Source organism: Hahella sp. HNIBRBA332 (assembly GCF_030719035.1).
Taxonomy (GTDB): Bacteria; Pseudomonadota; Gammaproteobacteria; order Pseudomonadales; family Oleiphilaceae; genus Hahella.
Genome location: NZ_CP132203.1, coordinates 156,150 through 179,118 on the forward strand (window position 1 = coordinate 156,150; position 22,969 = coordinate 179,118).

Here is a 22,969-nt window from a genome sequence, read left to right on the forward strand (position 1 = left end):
CCGGACTTCGCTGAGCTGTCTGGTTTGCCCAATGGGCTTAACATCCGAGGGCTAGCGCACCCCCTGGAGATATTGCTTTCTTTCCTCCGTTGGGAATTTTTCGATGGCGTAGCGCAACATGGTGCGAGGCATCGAGCGGTAGTGTTGGAGTAAGAATCTTTCTTCCGATGCTTTATCTCTGTTTCCCACCTCCCGCAGCATCCAGCCGACGGCTTTTTGGATCAGGTCTTCGCTATCCTGTAGCAGGATGTCTGCGAGTTGCATAATGTCCGTGAAATCATGGCGGGTGATGTAGTGGTAAGTGGCCAGCACGGCGATGCGCCTTTCCCACAAATCTGAAGAGGCCGCCAGCTTGTAGAGCGGGCGGCGGTCCTTATCGGCAAGAAAAGGGCCGACGATAAAACGGGCGGAGCAATCCACTAAATCCCAGTTGTTGATGAACCGGGTATGGGCTAAATAGGCTTCGTATACCGCCAGTTTTTGCTCCGGTCCTCCTTTTTGGAACCGGGCTACCAGCAGGAGTAAGGCGAGCATGCGTTCTTCATGATAGGGCGACTGCAGTGATTGCAGTGTTTCCGGCAAACTGACGCCACGAAACTCCGACGCCAGCTTACGTAAGGTTGGCATTCTGATGCCCAGAAACTGGTCGCCAGCCCCATATTCTCCCGGCCCGGTTTTGAAAAAGCGCAGGGAGTGCGCGGCAATCGTCTCATCGCCAAGGCTTTGCAGGCGGGTGCGGATGGCGGCGGCGTCGAGTTGCATGGGCGTCGTCTCTGATTAACCTTTGGCGAAGTCCGTCAAAGCGTCGCCGGTCAGGCGATAGATCACCCACTCATCCATGGGCTTGGCGCCGATGGATTTGTAAAAGTTGATGGCGGGCTCATTCCAATCCAGCACGCTCCACTCAAAACGGCCGCATCCTTTGGCGACGGCGATTTTGGCGATGTGGCGGAGCAATGCTTTGCCTGCGCCGCAGCCGCGGCATTCGGGAGAAATGTAAAGATCCTCCAGGTAAATGCCGTGTTTGCCCAGCCAGGTGGAATAGTTAAAGAAATAAACCGCATACCCGACGGGCTCGCCGTCTACTGAGCAAATCAGGGCGTGGGTGGTGGAGTCGGGAGCGAACAGGGAGTGTTGAATCTCCTCTACATTGGTTTTGACTTCATGCTCCGCTTTTTCATAGATCGCCAGCTCTGTGATGAATTGCAGAATGAGCGCGGCGTCGTCCGCCGTGGCGGTCCTGATGGTGATGTCCGTCATGTATTCCTCTAGCAGTGTATGGTTTTATCCTTGGGATAGGGGGCGGCTTACACGGAGCCCTCTTTTTCTATAACCAGAATTCTGGCGGCTCCTATGGGATGGGCGACATGTTCGGTTCCAACTGCGGCGTAGAATATATCGCCGCATTGCAGCGTGGCGATTTTAACCTCTCCCTGGTCCTTGTAATGCATGTCCACTGTTCCGTCCAGTACGGCGAAAACTTCTTCGCCATCATTAACATGCCACTTATACGGCTGATCCGTCCAGTGCAGGCGGCAGGTGACGCCGCTCATGTTGGCGATATCGAGCGCGCCCCAGGCGCGGTCCGCAGTGAACTCTTTGCTACGGATGACTTTCATGGCGTATCGGGTCCTGTGTATGCTTGAGCGCGGACAGTATATGAGAGAAATAGGCCGAGTGAGAACCGGCCGTGCATTCTCGCCGGATAGCGCCGCTCCGAGGCGGCGGGTCAGGAAAGAGAAGCTGGAAAGAAAATCTGGAAAGAAAATCTGGAAAAAAATAGTAAGGACATTTCATGGATTGCAGATTACTGACTCGGGACGACCTGGACGCCTTATTTGAGTTCGAGCTGACTAACCGGGCCTGGTTTGAAGCCCATATTGAACCGCGCCCCGACGACTTCTACACCCGCAAGGGGGTGGCGGGACATATCGAAGATTACCTCCAAGCATGGGAGCAGGGGCGTCAGCTTCCATTGTTACTGTGGGGAGATGAGGCGTCAGGCTTTGCAAACCAGATTGTAGTGGGGCGCGCCAATCTGCGGGGAATTTGTCATGAGAGCGGCGAAGCCTGGATTGGTTACCGTGTGGCGCAGGACTATTGCGGACGTGGGCTGGCCACCGGTGCGGTAAAACATCTGATGGACGAAGCCTATGGCCGACTGGGATTGCGTCGTCTGCTCGCCGCCGTCTCTGTCGCCAACCCCTCTTCGAGCCGAGTACTGGAAAAATGCGGCTTCCGTCAGGCTGGCCTGATTCCTGAGGCGGCGACTCTCAAGAACCGGACGTTGGATTGTTTCGAGTATCAGCACTACCGTGACTGGCGGACATCCCAGCGACCCCTTGCATGAACTGTTTGACAACGCTGTCCAGGTGCGCGTTGATCTCTTCCTGCGGTAACGCGACGCCGAGCAGGGCGCGCCAGAACAAGTCCCCCCGCAGTAACGCCATGAAGTGACGGCCGGCGCGGACGGGATCTGTCTTGGGGATTTCCCCTTTCTGCATACGTTTTTCCAGAAAACCAGCAACAGCGCTTTCCCCGACCGCAGGGCCGGATCTGTAAAAGGCTTCCCCCAGCTCCGGGTCCGCTTGAATCTCCGCCAGTATCATGCGGATGGCCGCCAAGTTGTGCGGGCAAAGCAGGAAGGTGAGAAAACGCTCTGCAACAATGCGCAGGGCGGGCTCCAGACGGCGCTCATCCATCTGCAGGTCGCTCAACTCCTGAATGAATCTGGCGCTGGCGCTGGACACCACGGCCTGAAATAACACCGTTTTGCTCTTGAAGTGATTGTACAGCGTCGCCTTGGACACGCCGGCTTCTTTCGCCACCCGGTCCATGGAGGCGCGGGCGTATCCGCTTTGGTGAAAAACGTTCTTGGCGGCTTCAAGTATTTGTTCAGTGCGTTGTGGGTTAAGTGCCATGGTAGTCGTTAATTTTGCCTTTGTGCTTATCCGTCAAGTCAGAGTAGAATGCAAAAACTGAACTGTACGGTTCAGTTTTTTGAATTGCAATCGACATAATTTTAACCCGGTGGCGGCTGAAAATCAGAAGTTGGGGGTAAAGTCCGACTCTTTGCTCCGCATTTCCGTCCGCGGGCCCGTCTTTATCCTGAACCTGTTTAGCGAACGTGAGACTGCGCCATGTCAAAGAAAATGATCCGTTTGATGTTGTTTTTCAGCCTGGCTGGCGTTGCTGGTTGTGGCTATTACCTGTGGCATGCCGGCAAGGTTTCAACCGACGATGCGTTTGTCGAGCGGGATGTTATCTACCTGACGCCCCGGGTTTCCGGCATGTTGGTGGAGGTTTTGGTGAGCGATAACCAGAAGGTGGCGGCAGGGGACTTGCTCGCCCGTATTGATCCCAAACCTTACGAAGCTGAACTGCAAAGCGCATCCGCCCGCGTGGCCATGCAGCAGGCGGCGATGGTGAAGGCGCAGGCGGATCTGGACGCTTTTATGGCGCGACTGGATGCGCGTAAGCAGGATGCTTTGGCCCAAGTGGACGTCGCCAAAGCTGAGAAGCAGCATCATGAGAGCAACCTGGCGCGTCTGGATGCGCAAATTGCACAGGCGCAAAGAGATGTGGATCGCTATGAACGCCTGGCCGGGCGCAAGCAGGTCTCCGAGCAGGCGCTGGAAGATGCGAAAACCAATCTGGCCACGTTGCGCGCGGAACGGGAGACCGTAAAGGCCTCCATCGACGTCGCCTCCAGCAAGGTGGCGGCGGCTCACTCTCAACAGAAAACAGTCGCCTCCGACGAGCGCAATGTCGCGGTGCTGGAAGCGGCGATCGGGCAGAGTGAGGCGGCGCTCAAGCAGGCGCAAGCGGATGAAGAGCGCGCCCGTCTGGCTTTGCAATGGACGGAAATTCGCGCGTCTTCCAATGGCTGGATCAGTCGTGTGGATAAGCATCCTGGCAGTTTTGTCAGTCCGCAGACCAACTTTGCCATTGAAGTTACCGGCGACGCCTGGGTTAAAGCCAACTTCAAAGAGACTCAGATTGGCGATGTGAAAGTGGGCGATAAAGTCAGCGTTGAAGTCGACGCTTATCCTGGCGTCACCCTCAGCGCTCGCGTTGAGTCTTTCCAGCCCGGCACGGGTTCCCGTTTCAGTCTGCTGCCGCCTGAAAACGCCTCTGGCAACTATGTGAAAGTGGTGCAGCGCGTGCCGGTGAAAATCATTTTTGATGAAGTCCCCGACGGAGTGCAGTTGTGGCCGGGCATGTCGGTCATTCCCACTGTCTACGTCAGCGGCTCCTGATGCCGGCAAAGACAGGAGCTAGCGCCATGCGCCGCCAATCGGAAACGCCAAGCGTAAGGGGCATCCATGCAGAAAACCGTTAATCCCTGGCTGATTGCGCCCTTAGTGGCGCTCGCCGCATTTATGGAGGTCCTGGACATCTCCATCGCCAACGTCTCGCTGCAGCATATTGCCGGCAGCCTGGGGGCGGGACCGGAAGAGACGACCTGGATATTGACGTCCTACCTTGTCACCAACGCTATCGCGCTGCCCATCGCCGGTTGGCTGTCCGATTACTTTGGGCGTACGCGCTTCTTCATCGGCAGCATTATCGGCTTTACGCTGGCGTCTCTGGCCTGCGGCATGGCGCCAGGGCTGGAAATGCTGATTATCTTTCGCGCCGTGCAAGGTTTGACTGGCGGCGCTTTGCAGCCGGTATCCCAGGCTATATTGGCGGATAGTTTTCCCCTGGAAAAGCGCGGCATGGCGTTCGCCATGTACGGCATCGCCGTAGTGGCGGCGCCGGCCATTGGTCCCACGCTGGGCGGCTGGATTACGGAGGAGTTCAGTTGGCGCTGGATATTTTTAATCAACGTGCCCGTTGGCGTTGTGCTGGTCATGCTGGTTAAACGCTACCTGCCGAACGAGCCCGCCAATCATGACGGCTCCAAGGTGGATTATTTCGGCTTCGCCCTGATTGCCATCGGCCTGGGCTGTCTGCAATGGATGCTCGACACAGGGCAGCGCGAAGACTGGTTTGAGTCGCCGCAGATCGTCGCCTTGGCGGTCATTGTGGTAGTGGCCCTGTTGACCTATATCGTGCGCTCGTTCGATCAGAAGAACCCCATCGTCGACCTGACGTTGTATCGTTACCCCAACTTTGCGATGGCTAATGTCATCATGTTTATGATGGGCTTTGTGCTGTTCGGCTCCACCGCGTTGTTACCGCTGCTGATGCAGACGCTGATGGGGTATTCGGCCTTCGATGCAGGTCTGGTGCTGTCGCCGGGGGGATTCGCGATCATGTTTATGATGCCTATCGTCGGGCGTCTGGTGGGCGCAGTGGATTCACGTATTCTGCTGACGCTGGGACTGAGCGTGAGCAGTCTGGCGCTATGGAATCTGGGAGATCTGACGCTTTCAGTGGATCGGGATCAACTGGCGTTGGCTCGGGTGTGGCAGACACTGGGCCTGGCGTTCCTGTTTATACCCACGACGTCCAGCGCTTATGTCGGGCTGCCCACGTCGGCGAACAATCAGGCGGCGGCCATGCTGTCGTTCATGCGTAATCTGGGAGGCGGCGTCGGCATCGCCTTATTGATGACATTTCTGGATCGCGTCGCCACCGTAAACCGCGGCCATCTTGTGGCCAACACCAGCCCGGTTAGCGAAGTCTGGAATCAGCACTTCATGCAGTTACAGCAAATCTCCGGCGACGCCACTCGCGCGTTGATGATGGCTAATCAGCAGGTGGCCGAGCAGGCCCGTTTTATCGCATTCATGGACAGCTTCAAGATGCTGGCGATCCTGTTTGCGCTGCTGATTCCGCTGGTATGGAAGCTGAAGCCGTTGCCCCGCAGCGGCGTCGGCGCGCCTCAAGGCGCTCATTAGAACGTCTGCTGCAGGCGCCGCTATTTGGCGGCGCTGTCGCAGTACAGTTTTTTCAGCAGCGCAATCATCTGTTTGACTTCATTGCCCTTAAGGCGATAAGTCACGCTCTGCTGATACTTCTCCGTCTCCACCAAGTCCGCCTGGCGCAGCACGCTTAAATGCTGCGACATGGCGGACAGGCTCAGTTCCGCCGCTTCCGCCATTTCCGTTACCGTACGCTCGCCGTCGCACAGCAAGCAGAGGATGAATAATCGATTGCGATTGTCCATGGACTTGATTAACGACAAAGCCTTTTCAAAACCTTCGGGGTCAAATTCGGTATCCAGCATAATTTGAAGCCACACATCTAATGAATTGACTAATATTTTAGAATAATCTAAATTAGAAAAAAATCATTTAGATTTTTCTAAATAAATGATCCGCAGCTAAGCTTTCAGCTATCCGAACAGGAGTAGGTCGCTATGAACATTGATCGACTGGTCTTCGCATTCGCAGGTTTCATGGTTTCTCTCGGTTTGATTCTGGGTTACTGGGTGAGTCCCTATTGGTTCCTGCTTTCCGCCTTTGTCGGCCTGAATATGTTTCAGGCGGCGTTCACCGGCTTTTGTCCATTAGCCATGGTGTTGAAAAAACTGGGGTTCCATCCCGGAAGCGCCTTTCACTGAGGCCCTGCTATGCTGACTTTATCAGAACATGCCTCCCGACACCCCAAGTTTTGGTTCCGCTTGAGCGGGACTCTTTGTCTGCTGCTGATTCTTATGGCGGCGGCTCCGACATTGAGTCCCGCGACGTTTTCCTTCCTGAACCCGCTACACATTGATACTGATCCGGAAAACATGCTGCGGGAGGATGAGCCTGTCAGGGTGACTCACAACCATCTGAAACAGGAATTCAGCCTGTACGATGTTGTCGTGGTGGGGATGATCAACCGTGATCATCCTCAGGGTGTGTTCAATGCGCGCTCGCTGAAGAACGTTTATGACCTGGCCACTTTCGCGCAGGGGCTACGCTGGGAGGAGAACGGCCGCGAGCAAGGTGTGGTGGGCGTGGACCTGATTGCTCCGTCCACGGTGGACAATATTGAACAGGCCGGACTGGGAACGGTGCGTTTCGAATGGTTGATGCCGTCGCCCCCGGCTAATGACGCCGCCGCTTTGCAGGTCGCAGAAAAAGCCATGCGTATCCCCATGCTGCGCGACACACTGGTGTCATCGGACCAGAAAGCGCTGGCGCTGTACGTTCCCATCACCTCAAAGGACATCAGTTACCAGATCGCAGAGAAGCTGCGCGCCAAGGTCGCGGAGTTCGAGTCGGATGATGAGTACCACATTACCGGGCTGCCGGTGGCGCAGGATCAGTTTGGCGTGGAAATGTTCAAGCAGATGGCGATTTCCGCGCCCCTGGCGATGCTGCTGATTTTCCTGTTGATGTGGTGGTTTTTCCGCCATCTGCGTTTGGTGCTGGCGCCGCTGGCGGTGGCTATGATTTCCGTGATCCTGACCATGGGGCTGTTAGTGGTGACGGGCAACACCGTGCATATCATGAGTTCGATGATCCCCATTTTTGTCATGCCTATCGCGGTGCTGGACGCGGTGCATATCCTGTCGGACTTCTTTGACCGTTATCCCCACATTCGCGACCGCAACAAAACGATTCGTGAGGTGATGGAAGAGCTGTCGGCGCCGATGCTGTACACCTCGATCACCACCTGTGCGGGCTTCGCTTCATTGGCGTTCACGCCGATCCCACCCGTGCAGGTGTTTGGCGTGTTCGTTTCCATTGGCGTGGGACTGGCCTGGTTGTTGACGGTGACGCTGGTCCCAGCCTACATCATGTTGATGCCGGAAAACTCGTTGCAGGGATTTGGTATGAACACAGACAAAGAAGGCGAAGAGCATACAGCGCTGGCGCGGTTTCTTCATGCGCTGGGAGGCTTCACTTATCGCCGCGCCAAACTGGTGCTGGTGGCGACCCTGGTGGTAGCGGTTGGCGCGGGTTACGGCATTAGCAAAATCCAGATTAATGACAACCCGGTGAAATGGTTTGCGGAAAGTCATCCGATTCGGGTTGCGGATCAGGCGCTGAATGAGCGTTTTGCGGGAACTTATATGGCCTATCTGGCTCTGCAGCCGGCGGCGCCAGCCACTTTGGAGGACGCCCGCAGCCGGGTCGCCATTTTATTGGACGAGACGGATAAGGCCATTCAGGAGCCTGCTCGCGCCCTGATCGCCGGAGCGACTGCGCAAACCCGAGACGAATGGTTGCGTGAGGCGCAGAACGCTGTAGCGAACGCCCGGGAGCAGGCGGACACGGATGTATTATGGGACGCCTGGGATGCGTTGGGGCAGGGGCTGGATGCAGTGAGACAAAGCGCTGAAACCTTCAAACAGCCTGAGACCCTGGCTTATATCGAAACCCTGCAAAAGTACCTGCAGGAAACCGGTCTGGTGGGTAAGAGCAATGCGCTGCCGGACATCGTCAAAACGGTGCACAGAGAACTGATGCAGGGGGAAGCCGAAGCTTTTCGCATTCCCGCCAGCGCACCGGCGGTGGGGCAGACGCTGATCACCTATCAGAGCAGTCATCGTCCTCAGGACTTGTGGCGCTTCGTAACGCCGGACTATCGCAACACCAACCTGTGGATCCAGCTGAAAAGCGGGGACAACAAAGACATGGCGGCGGTGGTCGCCGCAGTTGACCGCTTTTTTGCGCAGCATCCGGCTCCGACGGCGCTCAAGCATGAATGGTTTGGGCTGACCTATATCAACGTGGTGTGGCAGGAAAAAATGGTGAGCGGGATGCTGGAGGCGTTTCTCGGCAGCTTTCTGATAGTGCTGGCGATGATGGCGTTTTTATTCCGTTCCTTGTGGTGGGGGCTGCTCAGCATGCTGCCGCTGACAGTCACGATTGGCGCGATTTACGGCGTGATCGGCTGGATTGGCAAAGACTACGATATGCCGGTGGCGGTGTTGTCTGCGCTGAGCCTTGGATTGGCGGTGGACTACGCTATCCACTTTCTGGCTCGCAGCCGCTTTCTGTATCGGCAGACCGGCTCCTGGCGTGGGACGGTGGATGCGGTGTTTGGCGAGCCGGCGCGGGCAATTACCCGCAACGTGATTGTCATCGGCGTGGGATTCCTGCCGTTGCTGGCGGCGCCACTGATTCCCTACCAGACTGTCGGGGTGTTTATTTCTTCCATTTTGCTGTTCGCCGGCGTGGCGACCTTGTTGATCCTGCCCGCGCTGCTGACGGCGTTTGATCGCTTTCTGTTTAAAAATCTGCAACCAACAGGGGAGGCTGAGGCATGAGTCTTTCATTCAAACGGTGGGCGGCGACCTGGGTATTCGCCATGGCGGGGATTTCGGCGACTCAGACGGGCGCCGTGGATCAGGCGAAGGTGGATGACATTGTACGCAAGGCCAGTCATGCGGCCTACTATCAGGGCGTGGACGGTAAGGCGAGGGTGGATATGCGCATCTTCGACGCCCAGAACCGGGAACGTTCGCGGGAGTTCACTATTCTGCGGAAAGACATTGACGACGCCGGCGACGGCGACCAGAAGTTTTATGTGTACTTTCACAGCCCGGCGGACGTGAGCAAAAGCGCTTTCCTGGTCTGGAAACATGTGAAGGGAGATGACGACCGCTGGCTCTATCTGCCAGCGCTGGATCTGGTGAAGCGCATTTCCGCCAGTGACGAACGCACCAGCTTCATGGGCTCCCATTTCTTCTATGAAGATGTGTCCGGGCGCACCCCGGATGAAGACGATCATGTGTTGCTCGAAGAGACGGATAACTACTACGTGCTGAAAAGCACCCCGAAGAATTCCGGCAATGTGGAGTTCGCCTACTACAAAAACTGGATTCACAAGACCACCTTTATTCCAGTGAAAACCGAATTTTACGATGCATCAGACCGGGCTTATCGCACCTATCAGGCGATGCGGGTGGAAATGGTGGATGGGTATCAGACGGTGACGGAATCCAAAATGAGCGACTCGCGCATTGGCGGCTACACTCAGATGCGCTACAGCAAAGTGGATTACGACGTGGATATTCCAGAAGATATTTTCAGCGAACGTTACTTGCGCAGCGCGCCGCGTCAATATCTGCGTTGAGTGAGGGCGGGAGCACTGATGAAAACACCGCTGCTAATTGTTTTTATCCTGCTTTTGAGCGCTCGCGCCTGGGCGGAAGAACCAGCATTGCCGGCTGGTCTGGGAAGAGATGAACCGCAACTGCCGGCAGGGTTGGGTGAGCCTTCTCCTTCTACTCCAACTGGTGGTGAACCTGATTTGCCTGTTGGTCTGGATTTGGCGGAGCCCGAGTCGAATGGTAGGGACCAAGGGACAGAGGCAGAGCTGACTGCGGTTCCATGGCAAATGTCCGGCTTTGCGGAAACCCGACTCGGCGCCCGGTTGCAGGATGATCCGACGCAAAAACGGGCGTCCATAGGCGAAGCGCGCGCCCAATGGCAGGCGGAGGCGTTTCTGGAGTCGGTCACGTTTAAGGGCGTGGCGGATTTCCTGTACGACCCGGTACTGGATCATCATCGTATCGATCTTGAGCGCGCCGAAGGCTGGTTGGACTTGCGCGAAGCCAACTTTTTGATGCGCCCGGCGGATGCGATGGATATCAAGCTGGGACGTCAGATTCTTACCTGGGGAACTGGCGATCTATTGTTCATCAACGACCTCTTTCCCAAGGACTGGAACGCGCTGATGATTGGCCGTGACGAGGAGTATCTGAAAGCGCCTTCGGACGCCGCCAAGATATCCCTCTTCAGTGATGTAGTAAATCTGGACTGGGTGTACACGCCGCAATTCGACGCGGATCGCTACATTGATGGCGAGCGGATTTCCTACTATAGCGCGAGCAGCGGAGAGATAGTGGGGCGCAATCAGCCCGTGCAGGTGGAAGGGCGTCAAAACGCCTTGCAGGATGATGAGCTGGCGCTACGGGCGTATCGCCTGTTTGGTCCCTACGAACTGGCCGCCTATTATTATCGCGGCTTTTGGAAGAGCCCGGCGGGCGTTAATCCTGACAGCGGCCTGTATACGTTTCCTGAGCTGCAAGTGTGGGGCGCGAGCGTGCGCGGCCCTGTCGCAGGCGGGGTAGCCAATGCGGAGCTGGGCTACTATGACAGTCTGGAGGATGATCGCGGCGACGATCCCTGGGTGCGCAACAGCGAGTGGCGCGCTTTATTGGGCTATGAGCGCGAGCTGCTGCCGGAATTGACTGGCGCGATGCAATTCTATGTAGAGTCCATACAGGATTATGACGCTTTCAGGGCCTCACAGCCGCCTGGTGCGTACTTGAAGGATAAGCGCCGGGAGGTGGTGACGCTGCGTCTGACCCAGCTTTTAATGAACCAGAATCTGACACTGTCATTGTTCAATTTCTGGAGCCCCAGCGAGGACGATGGCTACTTGCGTTTAAAAGCGAACTATAAGGTGGACGATCACTGGCGTGTTGAGAGCGGCGCCAATGTTTTCTATGGGGAAAAAGTGGAAACCTTCTTTGGTCAGCTCAAGGACAACAGCAATCTGTATGTGGCGCTGAGATACGGGTTTTAGTCGCTTTACTCCCATGAAGAAAATTTCATAACTTCGTCAGACCTACGCGGCCAAGGCTTCCAGGCCAATCGGCGGAAAGGATGTGACCTCGGCATGAAGAAACCGGGAAACTTTTATTTTATAGTGCATTGGACTTACACGTTTAAGTTCCCGGGGCATGGCGGTTTCTATTATCAATGACTTACCTATAGGTCCATAACTTACCCATAAGTCCGCGCCAGAATGCTCCCTGTTGTTCCCTGACGGGAACCAACGTGGTTTAAAGCGGTACCTCAATCCAACTTCTATTCAAGTTATACGTCATTATGAAACGAATTTCCGTATTGGCGGCGCTGTTATCCATGGCGTTGCAACCAACCTGGGCGGCGTCCGTGAATGTGCAGCTGGTGCAAGTCACCGTTGGCGACGACCTGTATCTGATCGATCCCGCCACGTTGGCGGTGACTGTGCAGGTGAATCAAACTCAATCTCCCGCCTCTGCGGCGGCGTTTGCTGCTGATGATGTCAAAAATGTGGTGTTTGTGGAGGGAGACCAGCGCCATTGGCGTATCGCCCTGGCAGACAACGCATTTGACGTCAAAGTCGCTGTTGATCATGGCGCTCTGACGTTCGCCATCAGCGCCGACAAGCCGAAGACGCAGATTGACTGGCCGATGTCGGTGGCGCGTCAGGTGTCCGCTTATGGCCTGCCATTGGGCGAAGGCTTTTATATCCCGGCCGATGATGCGGCATGGGCGGACTGGTTGCAGGAAAAGTACGATGAGTCGGCGTTGACCGAGCTGCTGTCCATGCCGTTTTGGACGGAAGTGCGCGCCGGCGGCAACGGGCAAGCGGGTTATTCGCTGACCTGGACGTTGGAGAATCCCTTCAATACCGCCATGACTTTCGATCGGGACGAGGGCGCTTTGCGTCTGGGCGTGAGCCACGAATTCTCGCCGTTGATGCCGGATCGGCCCTATGTGGTGCGGGTGCGAACAGGAGTGGCCACCCCTGTCGCCGGCGCCTTGGCTTATCGCGAGTTGCTGGAGCGTCAAGGATTGCTGACGCTGGACGATAAACTCGCGCAAAACCCCAATGTAGCCAAGCTGGCTGGCGCACCGCATATTTATCTGTGGAGCAGCGGCCTGATCAAGCCGGAGGACATTAAGAGCTGGCGTCCTTTCGTGCGCGAATTCGCCGCCAAGTATCAGACGCAAGGACATCTCGCGCAAAAACTCTGGGCGCAATGTGATAAAGAGGCGCGCAAGATGTTTACCCAGGCCTTCAAGGAAGCGAAGGGCGATGTGGGGTTTGTTTCGAACTACTCTCGCGACGCCATTGTCAGGGCGGTGAATGAGGCGTTGATCAAAGCAATCGATGCGCCGGCGCAGCATCCTTTGCCAGGCGGACATGACCCGGCGATGGAAGTGCTGCGGGGCGACGCCATGCGCACGGCGATGCAACAGGCGTTCGGCGCCATGATGACTCAGCTGGAATCCTGGGGCGGCGGTTTCTCCACCGACACCATCGCTGCGCTGCGCAAGGCCGGGCTGACCAGCGCCTGGTTAGGCGCCAACGATTGGCTGGATGCCTTGTGGCATCCGCAATCCGTGAATGAGGCGAAGGCGGCGGGCTATCTGGTAGGCGCTTACGACAGCTACGGCAGCATTCATGCGCCGGACGAACCGCGTACCTGGTTGACCGCCCAGGTTGGCCGTGAGAATTGGGAAAAGGCGCCATATCGACGGGAAGACGGCAGTATTGTCTCCGGGTTCTCCAGTGTGGGCGCCTACGCCAACCCCTTGGCGATTGAAGAGTATGCGGAGCAGCGCATGACCGCGGTGACGCGTGAGGCCAAGCTCAACAGCCTGTTCCTGGATGTGGACGCCACCGGCATGATCTACGAAGACTACACGGAGGGGCGTAAAACCAACGAAGCTCAGGATGTGGCGGCGCGTATGCAACGTTTGAATTTCCCGCGGGAAAAGCTGGCGCTGGTCACGGGTAGCGAAGGCGGCTCCGCCTTGTTTGCGAACGCCATTGAGTTCGCTCATGGTATGACCATCACGCCGTTCAGCTGGACAGATCCGGATACCGGCAAAAACCGCCAGTCCACCTATTACCGCGGAAATTACTGGCCGCCTGAGGCGCCCTCGCTGTTCTTTGCAACCAAGCCGATCAAGCCGGCGCTGCGCAATATTTACTACAACCCCGCCTATCGTTTGCCGCTGTATCAACTGGCGTTGCACGATAGCGTGGTGGCGACCCTGCACTGGGAATACTCCTCGCTGAAGTTTAAAGAAACCCGCGTGGACGTGGGGCTGCTGCAGTTGTTGTACATGATTCCGCCGATGTACCATCTGAACGCGGCGAATCTGAAGCGCGACCTGCCTGTGATCGCCGCCTACGATAAAGTGTTCCGTCCCTGGCATGAAAAGCTTTACAGCACACGCATGACAGGGTTTGAGTTCCTGTCGCAGGATCGTCTGTTGCAGTCCACTCGCTTTGCGGACGGTACGACGATTACCGCGAATTTTTCTTCTCAGGAGCGTAAAACGGGGCAATCCGCCTTACCGGCCCAGACGGTGGCGATTGTGGCGCCTGATGGCGTCCGCAGTCTGATTCCGTTGCGAGAGATGCTGCAATAACTGGAGAGCTAGAGCATGAGCGAAAAATATCCCGATAGAATCACCATGGAAACCGTGGAGAAGGTGAAAGTGTCTCCTGACGCGGCGACGCTGGCGCTCAAGGTGTCGGGGGAATCTTCGGTGTTCACCACCGAAGCGCTGAAGAAGCTGAAAGATGTCAAAGGCCTTATCGATGGCTTGAAGCGGCTGGGAGTGGATGAAAGTAAGTTATCCCTTGAAAATATCCGCGTGACCTCTAAATCCGGCATGTTCGCCGGGGCTTCATCGGTGACGTTCACGCTCAAGCTGCAATCATTGGCTATCGCTGATGTGCCGCAAACTTTGTCTTTGGCGGCGACCACGAAGAATATCTCACTGGAAGACATCCAGTGGGAATATTCCTATCTGGAGACCAGGAAGCTGGAGATCATGAAGTCCGCCGCCAGGGAAAACAAGCAGCAGGCGTTGGAACTGGCGGACGCCCTGGGCGTCCGCCTGATCGCCGTACACAGCCTCTACCCGAAATGGGACGAGCCTAACCGCCAGGCGATGGCGGGGCTGACGCGCAGCCGCAGCCTGATGAAAGCCAGAGGGCCGGGAGGAGGCGATGACAACGAAGGCTTTGAACTGGCGATCAATCACTCGGATTACCTGGAGGTCCTCATCAAAGCGGAGTATCGAGTCTCGGAATTCGCTGTTTAGTCTGCAGCGTCCTTAAGGTTGATAGCGAGCGATGATTTCCTGTAGTTCGCCGGACTCTTTCAGATCCTGCAGTACGGCGTCAATATCGGCCAGTAATTGCTTGCGCTGTGGCGTCACGGCGAAACGATACCACACGGTGCTGACGTCCTGCTCTGAGAGGACGAATTTATTACCCAGGCGTTTCTCCTTGATCAGCCAAAGACCAACCATTTCATTGATAACGGCCCCGTCGACCCGGTCCGGCGTTTTCAGGAGATGCGTCAGCATGATGCTCTCGCTGTAATCTTCCTGACGTTCAATCAAACCTTCTTCGAAGTAGGGGTCCAGTAGGGGATAGTGGTAGCCGAAACGCACCACCAGGGTCATGCCTATCAATTCCTCTACTTTCTTAAACTGCAAGTTGCGGTCACGCAGGGAAAAAATCACGTCGCGATGGGGAATCACCGGTTTCGACCATAGGAATTTCGCTGGCGCTTTCGTCCACTCCCGGGCCAGGGGAACGACTTCTACATCGCCGGCGGCGACCATACTGTCAACTCGCTTGCGAGGCAGGGCCATTAACTTGAGTTGGTAATTGCGCCGGCTCGCCACGGTGGCCAGCACCTCATACATAATGCCTTGCGGCTGATTGTGTTCGTCGTAGTAGGTGAATGGCGGAAACCCCCCGCCATCGCTCATATTGAACCTGATTAACCTGCTTTCCGGTGCGTTGGTCTCGGCGTCCTGCGCATGTACGGTCGGGAGCAAAAGCAACCATTGCGCGATGACGGCCAACAATACGGCGCGGCGCCACGGATGATTAAAAAAGTTCATTGTTCTATCATCGCCCCTTCGTCATGCGCTAAAAAACAGGCATTACTTGCCCAGAAAAACAGAGCGCTCATGGGAGCTTATTATTTCCGGACTTAAGCATGTGACGTTGTCTTGCATTTAATTCTAGCCGTATTCCCAGAGAGCGTGTAATCAGCGGGGTTTTATTTGGCGACAATCAATAACCATTGAAAACTGTTAAGGTCTTTCGTGTATGGAAATAGTGTATTACGTGGCCGCCAGTCTTGACGGCTATATCGCCGATCCTCAAGGAAAGGTGGACTGGCTGGCGTCAGTGGCGGATGAAAATGAAGACTATGGCTACGAGACGTTTTACAACAGCGTTGATGCGTTAGTCATGGGGAGCAAGACTTATCTTAAAGTTCTGGAGTTGGGCGCCTGGCCATACGAAGGGAAGCCAGTATGGGTTTTCTCGCGGCAGGAGGAATTGAAGCACGCCCCCGGAGTGGAGCGTTGCACTGGCGACCCGTCTACCTTGTTGGCGCATTTCCGCGCTTTGGACTACAAGCGAATCTGGCTGGTGGGCGGCGGCGAGCTGTTGGCCTCCTTCCAGGAAGAAGATCTGGTGGACGAGTATATTATTTCCTATGTACCTGTTTTACTGGGCCGGGGCATTCCGCTGTTTCCCCCCGTAGACGCCTGCGCGCGCCTGGACTTTCAGTTGGCGGAGACCTTCCCCAGCGGGCTGGTGCAGATGCGTTATAAGCGTATATGCGATTGAAATTTATAATTAAATGACGGAAAGTCACGAGAAACGGCGCTTTATGCCCGTGCGTCGTCTCATCTCCAGACGCCCGGCCTATACTGTGTAACTGACGTATGAACATTCGCTAGCTCGCTCAAACTCATGGAGACAACCATGGCATTACCCGAACGCGTGGCAAAATGGCACATCAAGCTGGACGATGACCAAATGACTGTAGCGGAAGCATTCGCCAGCATCCAGAGCATTGCTCTGAAACAGGAAGACATCCCGCTGATTATTCAGTTGGTGGAGAACCCCAAATTCGATATCCCCGGCGTTAACTTGTTCAACGGCGCCACCGGCCTGAAAGCGCATGATTATATCCACGTCCTGCTGGGTCGGGGCGTGTTACCGAAAGACGAGGCCTTCGTGCTTGGCTTCACTATGGGCAGCACCAACCGGGTGACGACGACGGAAGAACGCTTGTACAGCTTCTTCGCCAAGTATCTCTATCCCAAGGTGTATCAGATGAACGACGAAGACCTGCAGGTTTTTAAAGATGCTGTGCGACTGGGCTATGTATCTGACTGTACGCCACTGGACACGGTGGATTTCGAAGAGTATTCAAGTTACACCTTGAAGGACGCCCGCGAGGCGATTGGCCTGGAGGCAGACCTGCTGAAGGCGTACTACGCCATCGAGAAGAAGCGTTATCCCGACAGCCGGGAGTCGCAGCGGAACCTTTAAGCGGCGGACGCCGACAGCAACCATTCAATAATTATTAATAAGGGATTTAGATGAAAAGACCCGCCATGCTGGGCCTGTTCGCCCAGCCGCCGCAACTGTTGAACGTGGTTCTGGCGCTGGCGCCATTTGTGATATTGATCGCGACCTATCTTATTGCTTCCGATATCCGTCTGGCCGATAACCCCAGCGACAAACTGCTGCCCAGCCTGCAGCAGATGGGGGACGCCCTTCACCGACTCGCCTTTGAGCCGGACCGGCGCAGCGGCGACTATGTGTTCTGGGCGGACACGCTGGCCAGCTTGCAACGCCTGGCGATAGGACTGGCGCTTTCCACCCTGGTAGCGCTGATCATTGGTCTCAACATGGGGGCGTTCAACGGCCTCTATTCCCTGGGCAATCCCATTCTTACCTTCATTGCGATGATTCCTCCGCTGGCGTTGCTGCCGATATTGTTCATTTCCCTGGGCATTGGCGAGCTGGGTAAGGTCGCGCTTATTTTTATCGGGGTCTTTCCCATCATGACCCGGGACATGGCGCTGTCCGTGCGCAGCTTTCCTCGCGAACAGGTGGTGAAAGCCAAAACGCTCGGCGCTTCCGATCTGGCGGTGGTTTACAAAATATTGCTGCCGCAGATGATGCCGCGTCTGATTACGGCGTTACGTCTGAGCATTGGCTCCGCGTGGCTGTTTCTCATCGCCTCTGAAGCCATCGCGGCGACGGAAGGACTGGGATACCGCATCTTCCTGGTGCGGCGTTATTTGAGCATGGATGTGATCATTCCCTACGTCATGTGGATCACTTTGCTGGGCTTTATGATGGATTGGGCGCTGCGCTTGATTTTGAAGTGGCGCTACAAGTGGTACGAACAATAGCGGGAATCGAGCGGGACCCGCGTTTGCGGACTACCCTGATTGAATGCGGACATAGCGGAACGGACCGGCGCAGGCCGGCGACGCTTGAATCTTAGGATTGGAAACGATGCAGCCATTGCTTCACATAGAAGACGTATACAAGCAGTACGGTGAGAAACAAGTGCTCGACAATATTGACTTGTCGGTGCGCAAAGGCGAGTTCTGTACCGTGGTCGGGCCCAGCGGCTGTGGCAAGTCCACGCTGTTACGACTCATCCTCGGGCAGGAACAGCCGACTTCCGGCAAAGTGGAGATAGCGGGGGCTCCGGCGCTGTTGCCGGACCTTAGTCGCGGTATTGTGTATCAACGTTATTCCCTGTTTCCCAATCGCACTGTGCTGGAAAACGTCATGCTGGGCAAGACGTTGACGCAAGGACAATGGTGGAACCCCTGGTATCGCAACAAGGCCCACGAAGAAGAGGCCATGGCGATGCTGGCCCAGGTGCGTCTGGCGGATGCGGCGCGCAAGTATCCCCACGAATTGTCCGGCGGCATGCAACAGCGGGTGGCTATCGCCCAGGCGCTGATCATGAAACCGCCCATTCTGCTGATGGACGAACCCTTCGGGGCCCTGGATCCGGATACTCGCGCTGACTTGCAGGTGCATCTGCTGGAGTTGTGGGAAAAGGAGCAGCTGACGGTGTTCTTTGTGACTCACGATATGCATGAGGCCTGCCTGCTGGGCACGCGGCTGTTGGTGCTGTCCCAATACTATTCCGATGACCGGGGCGATCGTCATTTCGCCGGTCGGGGAGGCAAAATTGTCGCGGACCACCCGCTACCGAAGGTGGCCACCAGCCGTGAAGTCATGCACACGGACGCCTTTAAAGAATTAATAGAACAAGTGAAGCAGGAAGGATTTGATCCTGAATTTCTGCAACACGTCAAAGATTTCAACCTCAAACATCCGGACTCATTCCAAACCTTGCTGGATGCGGAATATCGACGGTAAGTTATAAGGAATCCATTATGGTAAAACGTTCTTTCATTTCGGTACTGGCGCTGTTGGCCGCCGCCTTCAGCGTGCTTTCCCACGCTAAGCCCACCTACGTTGACTACAAGCCGATCAGCGACGTGGTCAAGCTGAATGTGGGCGAAGTCAACACCCGCAGCCTCAGTGCGCCGGTCATCACCTGGGGCGGCGATATCGCCACGCTGCTGGCCAATGGCAATCAGACGCAAACGGCGAAAGGCTCCATCTTTGACAAGAAAGGCCTGCAGCTGAAACTGTACCGGGAAGACGCCTTCGTCAATCAGGTCAAAAGCTATGTGGCCGGAGAAACGCCGTTTTTGCGCGGCACGGTAGGCATGATCAGCGCGGCGGCGGAGCTGTTGAATAAAGACCCGCGCACGCAGCCGGTGGTGATTTATCAACTGACCTGGTCTTCTGGTGGCGACGCGTTGGTGGTGAAGTCCAATATCCGCAACGCCAAGGACTTGAAGGGTAAAACCATTGCGATTCAAGCGTATGGACCTCACGTGGATTACGCCGCTCGCATTCTCAAAGATGCGGGGTTGAGCTTCAAAGACGTCAACGTTCGCTGGTTGCCTGACCTGACTGGTACTAATAATGCGCCCATGGCGGCGTTTTATGAGCAGGACGTGGACGCGGCGTTTGTCATCATTCCTGACGCCTTGGCGCTGACGTCCGGCGGCAATGTCGGCTCCGGCTCTGAAGACTCGGTAAAAGGCGCGCGCATTCTGCTATCCACCCGTACTGCTGATAAGGTTATCGCCGATGTCTACGCAGTAAGAAAGGACTACTTCGACGCCCACCGCAGTGAAGTGGAAGCCTTTGTCGCCGGTCTGCTTGAAGGCGAAGAGGCGCTGGGCAAGCTGTTCCAGAACAAAACCAAAGACGTCAAACCTTACCGGGACATCCTGGCGGCGGCGGGCAAACTGCTGTTGGACAGCGAAGAAGCCACCGCGGATGTGGAAGGTTTGTTCGCGGATGCGACCTTCGTCGGCCTGCAGGGCAACAAGCAGTTCTTTACCGATAGCAACTATCCCCGTCGATTTGACGCCCTGAGCAGCGAAGTACAAACCGGTTTACAGCAGGCGGGCATACTGAGTAAGCCGGCGGCGCTGACGAAAGCGGCGTTCGACTACGGTTTCCTGGGCGCAGCGGTCAATGTCAAAGCGGAAGCGGCCAAACCGCGTTTCGACGAAGAGAAAGTGGCGCAACTGGTGAATCAGCGTCAGCAACAGCAGAGTCTGGCCGAGGGAGAGCTGTTCTCTTTCGAAGTTTTCTTCCAGCCTAATCAGAAATCTTTCTCTATCGACCTGTATCAGGACTCTTTTGATAAAGTGGTCGAGCTGGCCAGCACATACGGCGGCGCCATTATCACCGTGGAAGGCAACTCCGACCCAATGGAATACCTGCGCGCCAAGAAGAAAGGCGAGCAGGCGGTTGTGCTGGGACGCATCAAACAGTCCGCCCGCAACCTGAGTCTGGCCCGTGCGCAGGAAGTGCGCGACAACATCATTCAATATGCGGCGGGCAAGAACATCAGTCTGGACCCATCCCAGTTCGCGGTGGTGGGCAACGGCATCGCCAACCCGAAAACCGGTATTTGCGGCGCGGAGCCCTGTGCGCCGAAAAACCAGCAGGAATGGCGTTCGAACATGCGGGTGGAATTCCGCATCATCCAGGTTGAAGCTGAATCCGACGTGTTCATGCCGCTCTAAGGGGATATATGATGTTGAAGAAACTTTCAGTCTGTATCGCCCTGGCGGCGCTGGCGGGGTGCGATAGCTCCTCCTCGCCGGCCTCGTCCTCCGCCCCGGCGGCGACCTCCGAGACGAAACCGGCGCCGGCGGCTAAACCTACCGAACTTTACTCCATGCGTCCGGCGGATAACCGTTGGCCGGCGAGGCAGGGACAGAGCGAATTGAGCGACAACCTGCTGGCGAAGAACTACTACATTGTGTTCGACGGCTCAGGCAGCATGGACAATACCGATTGCGGCGACGGCAAGCGCAAGCTGGATGTGGCTAAAACCGCCGTGAAAAAGTTCGTCGAACAGTTGCCGGCTGACGCCAATGTGGGGGTGTATGCTTTCGATGGCCAGGGTGTTGGCGAGCGTACACATCTCTCCACACAGAATCGTCCAGTCGTGAAACAGATGATCGACCAATTGGTGGCCGGCGGCGGCACGCCTCTGTCCGCGGGCCTGGAAGACGGTGAAACCGCGCTGACCGCGCAGGCCGGCAAGCAGCTGGGGTATGGTGAATATCATCTGGTGATCATCACTGACGGACTGGCCAGTCGCGGTTATGAAACCGATGGGGCGGTGCAGTCCATTCTGCAGAATACGCCGATCAATATTCATACTATTGGTTTCTGTATTGGCGACGATCACTCCTTACATCAGCCGGGGTTGACCTTTTACCGCTCTGCGAGCGACCCGGACAGCCTGATGGCGGGGCTGAATGAAGTATTGGCCGAAGCGCCGGACTTCACGCTTCTGGAATTTCAACAATAGAAGGCAAGGCGACCTCAGGCAGTAGAGATTGGATGCATGAAAGCGCACGTTAAGATTGTAATCTTCCTGCTGGTGGGCGGGCTGCTGGTGATGGCGGGAGTTAAGTTGTTCCTGCTGCAATCCCAGGAAGACCGCCAACTGCAGACCACAGACGCCAAGAACACCAAGGGAACTATTCGTCTGGCCAGGGACAGCTGGGTCGGCTATTTCCCCTTATGTTCGCCGGAAATGAATGCGCGCCTGCGCCGCCAGGGCTATCTGCTCGAATGTGTGGATGACCAGGCCGACTATCAGGACCGTTTCAAGCGTCTGAGCAAAGGCGAGTACACCTTTATCGTCGCCACGGTGGACAGTTATGTGCAGAACGGAGCGGCCGTGAACTATCCGGGCCCCATCATCTCTGTGATCGACGAAAGCAAAGGCGGCGACGCCATTGTGGCGCGTCAGTCCAAAGTGGCGGGCATTGAGGATTTGCGAAGCGCAAACGGCGTCAAAGTGGCGTTTACGCCCAACTCGCCCAGTGAACATCTGTTAAGGGCGATTCGCAGCCATTTTGACCTGACCGCATTGAATCAGTCGACCTCCTGGAAACTGCCGACCAATGGCTCCGGCGAGGCGCTGGAAGCGCTGCTCAAAGGACAGGCCGATGTGGCGGTGGTGTGGGAGCCGGAAGTGACCCGGGCCCTGTCCAATGACGGCATTGTGCGTCTGTTGGGAACCGAGGATACCCAGAAACTGATTGTGGACGTGCTGGTGGCTAACGCTACGGTGCTGCGCAAGGACCCTGAAATGGTGTCAGTGTTCCTGAAAGCCTATTACCAGACGCTGCAGCACTATCGTCGTAATCAGGATGAACTGGTGAAAGCGTTGCGCGACGAATACGGCCTCGACGCCAAGCAATCCAAAGAACTGCTGAGCGGCGTGGAATGGAAGAGCCTCACCGAAAATGCGGAAGACTGGTTTGGCGTTGGACGCCGCAACGCCGGTCGTGAGTATCTGGTGGACACCATCGAGTCGGCGGTGGGGATACTGCTCGACGACAAAGTGTTCAGCCGTAATCCCATACCGAACAACGACCCTTATCGACTGCTCACCAGCGCACCCATCAAAGAGCTTTATGACACCTTGGCTTCGGGTGAGTTCGCGGGTGAAAGCTCTGCGGAGAAAGCGCGTTTTCGCGCGCTTGCGGCGTCAGAGTGGGAGCGCTTGCGGGAGTTCGGAGCGCTGAAAGTGCGTCCGATCATCTTCGCCAGCGGAACCTCGGAGCTGACGCTGGAAGGCAAGCGCGAAGTGGACCTGTTGATGGAAAACCTGCAGCACTACCCGAATTTTCGCGTGGAGATCCGTGGACATACCGGCGTCAGGGGCGATGCGGAGGCGAACAAACAGCTCTCTCTGGACCGCGCCGAAGCCGTGTATCGCTATATCGAAGTCACCTATGAAATCGATCCGAACCGGTTCCGCTTTGTCGGTTATGGCGGTGAAAAACCACTGCCGCAGCTGCCGAACGAGTCGCTACGCGCCTACAACTACCGTCTGCCGCGGGTGGAAATCGTCTTGGTGAGTGGAGAAATCTAG

The 22,969-nt window shown here is 56.2% G+C and carries 22 protein-coding genes; 16 read left to right on the forward strand and 6 right to left on the reverse strand.

Features of this window, described 5'->3' with window-relative positions; genetic code table 11:
• Positions 1-51 precede the first annotated feature (51 nt).
• From O5O45_RS00850 to O5O45_RS00860, 3 genes are read right to left on the reverse strand one after another with little or no spacing between them, the layout of a single operon-like run.
• Positions 52-762, reverse strand: a complete 711-nt coding sequence (locus tag O5O45_RS00850; RefSeq protein WP_305903422.1) for a DNA alkylation repair protein — start codon at positions 760-762, stop codon at positions 52-54.
• A gap of 15 nt (positions 763-777) precedes the next feature.
• Complete coding sequence (locus tag O5O45_RS00855) at positions 778-1,260, reverse strand: GNAT family N-acetyltransferase (RefSeq protein WP_305903423.1); 483 nt, start codon at positions 1,258-1,260, stop codon at positions 778-780.
• 47 nt (positions 1,261-1,307) lie between these two features.
• Positions 1,308-1,619 carry a cupin domain-containing protein gene (locus O5O45_RS00860; protein WP_279507260.1) on the reverse strand — a complete coding sequence of 104 codons (312 nt, stop codon included), beginning with the start codon at positions 1,617-1,619 and terminating at the stop codon, positions 1,308-1,310.
• 176 nt (positions 1,620-1,795) lie between these two features.
• Here O5O45_RS00860 and O5O45_RS00865 point away from each other — a divergent pair, with 176 nt between their 5' ends.
• Positions 1,796-2,350: a GNAT family N-acetyltransferase gene (locus O5O45_RS00865; protein WP_305903424.1), complete on the forward strand. Its 555-nt coding sequence runs from the start codon at positions 1,796-1,798 to the stop codon at positions 2,348-2,350.
• On the opposite strand, the gene O5O45_RS00870 is transcribed toward O5O45_RS00865, so the two are convergent.
• Positions 2,274-2,921, reverse strand: coding sequence for a TetR/AcrR family transcriptional regulator (locus O5O45_RS00870; RefSeq protein WP_305903425.1), 648 nt, complete (start codon positions 2,919-2,921; stop codon positions 2,274-2,276). The genes O5O45_RS00865 and O5O45_RS00870 overlap by 77 nt on opposite strands.
• Positions 2,922-3,140: 219 nt before the next feature.
• On the opposite strand from O5O45_RS00870, the gene O5O45_RS00875 reads away from it, so the two are divergent.
• Positions 3,141-4,259 carry an HlyD family secretion protein gene (locus O5O45_RS00875; protein ID WP_305903426.1) on the forward strand — a complete coding sequence of 373 codons (1,119 nt, stop codon included), beginning with the start codon at positions 3,141-3,143 and terminating at the stop codon, positions 4,257-4,259.
• 66 nt (positions 4,260-4,325) lie between these two features.
• On the forward strand, positions 4,326-5,849 hold the full coding sequence (locus O5O45_RS00880; RefSeq protein ID WP_305903427.1) for a DHA2 family efflux MFS transporter permease subunit: 1,524 nt from the start codon (positions 4,326-4,328) through the stop codon (positions 5,847-5,849).
• A 20-nt stretch (positions 5,850-5,869) separates the two neighbouring features.
• Here the strand turns inward: O5O45_RS00880 and O5O45_RS00885 are convergent, their stop codons facing one another.
• Positions 5,870-6,178, reverse strand: a complete 309-nt coding sequence (locus tag O5O45_RS00885; protein WP_305903428.1) for an ArsR/SmtB family transcription factor — start codon at positions 6,176-6,178, stop codon at positions 5,870-5,872.
• 132 nt (positions 6,179-6,310) lie between these two features.
• Between O5O45_RS00885 and O5O45_RS00890 the strand changes: the two genes are divergently transcribed.
• From O5O45_RS00890 to O5O45_RS00915, 6 genes are all read left to right on the forward strand, one after another.
• Positions 6,311-6,514: a YgaP family membrane protein gene (locus tag O5O45_RS00890; protein ID WP_216735141.1), complete on the forward strand. Its 204-nt coding sequence runs from the start codon at positions 6,311-6,313 to the stop codon at positions 6,512-6,514.
• Between the two features lie 9 nt (positions 6,515-6,523).
• Complete coding sequence (locus O5O45_RS00895) at positions 6,524-9,157, forward strand: MMPL family transporter (protein ID WP_305903429.1); 2,634 nt, start codon at positions 6,524-6,526, stop codon at positions 9,155-9,157.
• A complete protein-coding gene (locus tag O5O45_RS00900) occupies positions 9,154-9,966 on the forward strand; it encodes an outer membrane lipoprotein-sorting protein (RefSeq protein ID WP_305903430.1) in 813 nt (270 codons plus the stop codon). Before O5O45_RS00895 ends, O5O45_RS00900 begins: the two co-directional genes overlap by 4 nt.
• Positions 9,967-9,984: 18 nt before the next feature.
• The gene (locus O5O45_RS00905; protein WP_305903431.1) at positions 9,985-11,424 is read left to right on the forward strand and encodes a DUF1302 family protein; all 1,440 of its coding nucleotides are present in this window, start codon (positions 9,985-9,987) and stop codon (positions 11,422-11,424) included.
• Positions 11,425-11,729: 305 nt separating this feature from the next.
• Entirely contained in the window at positions 11,730-14,051 is a 2,322-nt protein-coding gene (locus tag O5O45_RS00910; RefSeq protein ID WP_305903432.1) for a glycoside hydrolase, read from the forward strand.
• A gap of 15 nt (positions 14,052-14,066) precedes the next feature.
• The gene (locus tag O5O45_RS00915) at positions 14,067-14,732 is read left to right on the forward strand and encodes an SIMPL domain-containing protein (protein WP_305903433.1); all 666 of its coding nucleotides are present in this window, start codon (positions 14,067-14,069) and stop codon (positions 14,730-14,732) included.
• A 12-nt stretch (positions 14,733-14,744) separates the two neighbouring features.
• Here the strand turns inward: O5O45_RS00915 and O5O45_RS00920 are convergent, their stop codons facing one another.
• Entirely contained in the window at positions 14,745-15,545 is an 801-nt protein-coding gene (locus tag O5O45_RS00920; protein ID WP_305903434.1) for a substrate-binding periplasmic protein, read from the reverse strand.
• Between the two features lie 211 nt (positions 15,546-15,756).
• Between O5O45_RS00920 and O5O45_RS00925 the strand changes: the two genes are divergently transcribed.
• The 7 genes from O5O45_RS00925 to O5O45_RS00955 all read left to right on the forward strand — a co-directional run bounded on the left by O5O45_RS00925 (position 15,757) and on the right by O5O45_RS00955 (position 22,969).
• Positions 15,757-16,284 carry a dihydrofolate reductase family protein gene (locus O5O45_RS00925; RefSeq protein ID WP_305903435.1) on the forward strand — a complete coding sequence of 176 codons (528 nt, stop codon included), beginning with the start codon at positions 15,757-15,759 and terminating at the stop codon, positions 16,282-16,284.
• Between the two features lie 138 nt (positions 16,285-16,422).
• Positions 16,423-16,995: a hypothetical protein gene (locus O5O45_RS00930; RefSeq protein WP_305903436.1), complete on the forward strand. Its 573-nt coding sequence runs from the start codon at positions 16,423-16,425 to the stop codon at positions 16,993-16,995.
• Between the two features lie 50 nt (positions 16,996-17,045).
• Positions 17,046-17,867, forward strand: coding sequence for an ABC transporter permease (locus tag O5O45_RS00935; RefSeq protein ID WP_305903437.1), 822 nt, complete (start codon positions 17,046-17,048; stop codon positions 17,865-17,867).
• A gap of 106 nt (positions 17,868-17,973) precedes the next feature.
• The gene (locus O5O45_RS00940; RefSeq protein ID WP_305903438.1) at positions 17,974-18,858 is read left to right on the forward strand and encodes an ABC transporter ATP-binding protein; all 885 of its coding nucleotides are present in this window, start codon (positions 17,974-17,976) and stop codon (positions 18,856-18,858) included.
• 17 nt (positions 18,859-18,875) lie between these two features.
• Positions 18,876-20,594, forward strand: a complete 1,719-nt coding sequence (locus O5O45_RS00945) for an ABC transporter substrate-binding protein (RefSeq protein ID WP_305903439.1) — start codon at positions 18,876-18,878, stop codon at positions 20,592-20,594.
• Between the two features lie 8 nt (positions 20,595-20,602).
• Entirely contained in the window at positions 20,603-21,391 is a 789-nt protein-coding gene (locus O5O45_RS00950; RefSeq protein ID WP_305903440.1) for a vWA domain-containing protein, read from the forward strand.
• A 36-nt stretch (positions 21,392-21,427) separates the two neighbouring features.
• Entirely contained in the window at positions 21,428-22,969 is a 1,542-nt protein-coding gene (locus tag O5O45_RS00955) for a phosphate ABC transporter substrate-binding/OmpA family protein (RefSeq protein ID WP_305903441.1), read from the forward strand.